Origin of the sequence: Paracoccus aurantiacus (assembly GCF_007993065.1) — a bacterium.
In the GTDB taxonomy this organism is placed as follows: domain Bacteria; phylum Pseudomonadota; class Alphaproteobacteria; order Rhodobacterales; family Rhodobacteraceae; genus Paracoccus; species Paracoccus aurantiacus.
Window position 1 is genome coordinate 1 of sequence record NZ_VOPL01000038.1, and the last position, 289, is coordinate 289.

Here is a 289-nt window from a genome sequence, read left to right on the forward strand (position 1 = left end):
ATTTCGCCGAAAGCTACGGTGTCCCCGCAGATCGCAGCCATGGACATGGCCGCGATCAAGGCTGCAGGCTATCGTGCGATCATCTGCAATCGCCCCGATGGGGAAGGCGCTGACCAGCCAAGCTTCGAAGAGATCGAGGCCGCTGCCAAGGCCGAGGGAATCGAGACGCGCTACGTCCCGGTTGAGTCGGGGATGGTGACCGATCAGGACGTTGCTGCCTTCGGCCAGGCGCTGGCAGAGGTGCAACGCCCGGTCCTGGCCTACTGCCGGACCGGCACACGCTCGGCGA

At 65.1% G+C, this 289-nt stretch carries 1 protein-coding gene; it reads left to right on the forward strand.

What is annotated here, in order from left to right; translation table 11 throughout:
- The coding region (locus tag FQV27_RS18750; protein WP_246133185.1) for a protein tyrosine phosphatase family protein at positions 1–289 on the forward strand (289 nt) is incomplete at both ends.